The sequence below is a fragment of the Gemmatimonadota bacterium genome, assembly GCA_026706845.1.
Classification (GTDB): Bacteria; Latescibacterota; UBA2968; order UBA2968; family UBA2968; genus VXRD01.
Window position 1 is genome coordinate 18036 of record JAPOXY010000247.1, and the last position, 5007, is coordinate 23042.

2 protein-coding genes are annotated in these 5007 nt (G+C 50.1%); one reads left to right on the forward strand and one right to left on the reverse strand.

Going from position 1 to position 5007, the window contains the following annotated elements; translation table 11 throughout:
* The first annotated feature begins 218 nt into the window (after window positions 1-218).
* Window positions 219-1694, forward strand: coding sequence for a ketol-acid reductoisomerase (locus tag OXG87_21990; GenBank protein MCY3872227.1), 1476 nt, complete (start codon window positions 219-221; stop codon window positions 1692-1694).
* Between the two features lie 75 nt (window positions 1695-1769).
* Here OXG87_21990 and OXG87_21995 read toward each other — a convergent pair.
* On the reverse strand, window positions 1770-5007 hold a 3238-nt coding region (locus OXG87_21995; GenBank protein MCY3872228.1), incomplete at its 5' end, for an efflux RND transporter permease subunit.

Genomic DNA, 5007 nt, shown 5'->3' on the forward strand with positions numbered 1-5007 from the left:
CTGCGGCTCCGCTTTCTGCTCTTCGATGTCGATGGCGTCCTCACCGACGGCCGGTGTTGCACGGTTTAGTATTGCTGTATCGAATGTTTCAGCCATAGAGACGACCTGTTTGGTGAATTTAGTTGCTTTTAATAGAAGTCTTTTCTTTTTTAAATATAGTTTATACTTTGCTTTTTGCAATCGGCAAACTATTAATACCTACCGTTAAGGAGTTTCTCATGAATTTGGATTTTTCCAGCAGTGTTTTTGAGACCGAAACTATTGATCTCGCTGGTACGCGAGAAAGGATTGTGCGTGGCGGGCGCGATCTTTTTCACAAATTGCCGGAGGCCCTCAAAGATATTGACCAGATTGGCGTGATCGGCTGGGGATCACAGGGGCCTGCTCAGGCACAAAATCTGCGCGAATCTCTGGAAGGCACGGGGGTTAAGGTCAAAGTGGGGCTGCGGCCCGGTTCTTCCTCGGTTGAAGATGCCGAAGCCGCCGGTTTTACCGAAGCTAATGGTACTTTGGGAGAAATGTATCAGGTTATCGCGGAATCGGATCTGGTGCTTTTGCTCATCGCCGATGCAGCGCAGGCGGAGAATCACCAGGCTATTTTTGACCGCCTCAAACCCGGTGCTACGCTCGGTCTGTCACATGGGTTCTTGCTCGGTCATATGAAAACCATGGGAACTAAATTTCCCGACGATGTGAATGTGATCGCTGTTTGTCCCAAAGGCATGGGGCCTTCTGTGCGCCGCCTGTACGAACAGGGCAAAGAAGTCAATGGCGCGGGCATCAATGCCTCGTTTGCCGTGGTGCAGGATATCGATGGTAATGCTACCGATATTGCTCTTGGATGGTCTATTGCTCTCGGCGCGCCTTTTACGTTTCAGACCACACTGGAACAGGAATATCTCTCTGATATCTATGGCGAGCGCGGCATCCTGCTCGGCGCTGTACACGGCGTGGCTGAATGTCTTTACCGCCGCTACACATTTCAGGGGATGAGCGAGGAAGACGCTTTTAATGAATCGTGCGAGTCCATTACCGGTCCCATTTCAAAAATCATTTCCAAGCAGGGTATTCTCGCGGTGTACGAGGGTTTTGACGATGCGGGCAAGGCCGAATTTGAGAAAGCCTATTGTGCATCTTATCACCCTGCGGCCGAGGTTCTGCTCGAGATCTATGATGACGTTGCAAGCGGCGATGAGATCCGCAGTGTGATCGCGGCGAATAAACGCTTTGAGCGTTATCCCATGGGGAAGATTGACGGCACGCGCATGTGGGAGGTGGGCAAGAGTGTGCGCGCCAGGCGCGTTGAAGAAGATATTCCCGTCAATCCGTTTACCGCAGGCGTCTATTGTGCGGTTATGGTGGCGCAATGCGATATTCTATCTGAAAAAGGTCACGCCTGGTCCGAGATTGCCAATGAATCTGTTATTGAAAGCGTGGATTCACTCAATCCCTATATGCACTATCGCGGTGTGGCTTATATGATTGACAATTGCTCGACAACCGCGCGTTTGGGCGCGCGCAAATGGGCACCCCGCTTTGACTATTTGCTCACGCAACAAGCTTTTGTCGCCATTGATACGGGGGCAGACCTCGATGGAAAGGTCTTCGAAGCTTTTCTCACACATCCCATCCATCCCGTGCTCAAAACCTGTGCGGCATTGCGTCCTTCCGTAGATATTTCACTTGGAGAGTAGGTTATCTGTTTTAGTACATGACAAAGCGCTGTGCAGATCGTTCTGCACAGCGCTTTTTTTATATGTTTATGCGATTCAGGCTCTTTTTGCCACGGCTACAATCCGCTTTGTATATCCCGATAGGTCGTCCATGAGCGAATATATGGTGGGCAAGATGACGAGCGTGAGGATAGTAGAGATCGAGAGACCAGAAATAATGACCAGACCAATTGGTCCCCAACGCCTGGCATTGCCTTCGGCATTGCCGTAAATCATCGGAATAACCAGCGGCGTAAGCCCCAGGATGGTCGTGGTTGCGGTCATCAAAATGGGACGCAGGCGATCCTGTCCGCCGCGCAAGATCGCATCTCTTCGATATAACCCCTGCTTGCGATAGCGGTTGATGTGGTCGATTAATACAATGCCGTTGTTGACCACAATGCCAAACAAAATGAGCAACCCATAGGTCGCATTGCTGTCCAGCGCAATGCCAAATATGTAAAGTCCCAATGCGACACCTATAAACGCAAAACTGATCGAAAACATGATGGTAAATGGATGGATGTACGATTCAAATAGAGAGGCCATGATCAGATATATGAGCAGGGCGGCAAATATCATGGTGAAATTCGTTTCGCCCTCTTCTGAAGACATATAGCGGAATCGTCGATCCATCTGCCAGCTATATCCATTGGGCAATGGGATGGCGCCCATGCGATCGCGCATTTCATAACCGACCTTTTGCACCTCCGATGCTTCCGTGTTTGCAAACACCGTCACTGTTGTCATCCGATCCTGGCGTTCAATGGATCGGGGTCCTTTGGTCAATTCAAAATCAGCCAGGCTGGCAAATGCAATCATATTGCCCCGGTTGTTTTCAAAAGAGAGGGTTTTGAGTTGATCCAGTGTGGCGCGGTCCTCTTCTCGTAATTGTAAGGCAATATCGATTTCCCCATCCGGCGTTTTGAATTTGCTATTTCCGCGTGCCCCCAATGCCGTGGCAACAGTTGTAGCTATTTGCTGCGGTGAAAGGCCGTATTGTTGCGCGCGTTCTCTCCTCACCGAGACCCTGATTTCTTCTGTGCCACTTTCCAGGCTGGTTTCCACATCGTGAATGCCCTCAATATCGTCCATTCGCAGCCGAATATCTTCGGCCAAAATTGCCAGGACTTCGGGGTTCCTGCCTTTGACTTCTATCCCGACGCCCGTGCCGCTGCTGCCACCCCGCCTGAAGCCCGCCTTAAAACGCACGCCCGGGATATCTTTGGGCAGCAAAGCACTTACCTTTTTTTTCACATCGTCTGTGCTAAGCGGGCTTTCTTCGACGGGTTTTAAGTACAAATAGATCGTATTGCCGCGTCGGGTGCTAAATCGCGTTTTTATCGCTTCGATATCCAGTTCTTCCTTTTGGGGAATGATAATGGCTTCAATTTGTTTGAAAAGCGCGAGTGCGTCGTCGATATCGTACGTTCGCGGCATTTCCACCATATAGCCCACCATTCGGTCGGGTTGATAGCGATAGCGCTGTACTTCAATTTTGGTGAAAATGTATATGCCGCCAAAGAGGATAAATGTAGCGACGACAACGGTGGTCCAGCGATAGTGCAGGGTTGTGCTAATTACGCGCGTGTAAATACCTTTGAGGCCAAGGTGTCGAAACCGGAAATAGAGATAGCCGATTGTGGCGAGGAATGCGCCCAGCGCGATCCAGGCGCCTATTGGCACGGTTGAAAGTCCGCCCAAAATCCACAGGATATTATCTTTGAGCCAGGTGGCGGATTCGACAATGCCTTTCTGGTAAATGAGATACGCTGCGCCTGAGGCAAATAGAGTGCCCAATCCAATTTTCAAAAAGAGATCGACGCGGGTACCCGCATTTGAAAATGCCCGAGAGCAGGCCAGGGGTATGAGTGTTAAAGCCACGCATAGTGCGGCTACGACTGCAATGCACACGGTGATGGCAAAATCGCGCATCCACATCGTATTGTACGATCCAGAAATAAAAATGAGGGGTACAAATACACATATCGTCGTCAGTGCCGCTGCCAGTACAGGGATGCCGATTTCGCGGCTGCCCTCAATCGCTGCGGTTCGCGTGCCATCGCCTACGTCAAAACGCCTGCGATAAATATTTTCCAGAGCCACGACCGCTGGATCGACCAGCATCCCAATGGCGACCATTAAACCCATCATCGAGATCATGTTCAGCGTGATAGTCGATCCAAACACTTGCCGCATTAGATACATGATCATGAAAACGCACAATACCGAAATGGGAATGGCGGACCCTACAATGAGGGTGCTGCGGAAGTTTCGCAAAAACACAAAAATGATACCAATAGCGAGCATGCCTCCCAACATGGCGGATTGCCCCAGGCTGGCGATGCCTTTTACCACTGCTTCTGATTGGTCTCGGCGCAAGTGCAATCGCAATTTGTCGCGCCCGATTTCATCTTGAAGGGCGTCTAACTCTGCCCGGACCAGTCGGCAAGTTTCTACCAGATTGGCTGTCGAGGTTTTGCGAATTTCCATAGAGACCACATCGCGCCCGTCCATGCGTTCGAAATATCGCTTTTCCGGATAGTCGTAACTCACCTGCGCCACATCTTTTATTTCCAGACCATTGGGAAGTGTGAGATCGCGTATTTGATCCACTTCGTCAAATTCACCCACTGCCCGAACAGCGAGGCGTTTGTCGCCTTCGGTGACGTAACCGCCAGAAATATTGATATTGTTGAAACGGATCGTTCTGTTGAGGGTGCGAATGTCCAGACCATGGGCGTGCATGCGATTTTTATCGACATCGACTCTGAGTATTCTTTCGTCGGCGCCTTCCATTTCGACATTGCCCACCCCGCGGATACGTTGTAAGCGCGGTAAGATTGTGTTTTTATACACTGTGACGAGTTCAGATTGATCATCGCCCAGCCAGATCATATTGTAGTCCAGAATTTCCCAATCTGATGAGTCCCATCTGCGCATCTCAATGCGTTCGAGGTCTTCGGGAAGTCTGCCGCGAACCTGATCTATGCGATCTCTTACCTGAATAGATTTGAGATCCATATCGGTACCGTAGTCAAATTCCATGAACACATAACCCCGACTGTCGTAGGATCGCGCACGGAGTGATTCAACGCCGGGAATCGTGCCCAGCATCTCTTCTATTGGCCTGGTAATTTTTTGCTCAATCTCTTCGGGAGATGATGAGGGATATGAATAGCTCACATACATTCTGGGATACTGCAAATCAGGAGCGTATTCGAGGGGCAATCTAAACAGAGAAATAAAACCCATGACTATGAGACTGAGCGCTACCATTACAGCAGTAATGGGT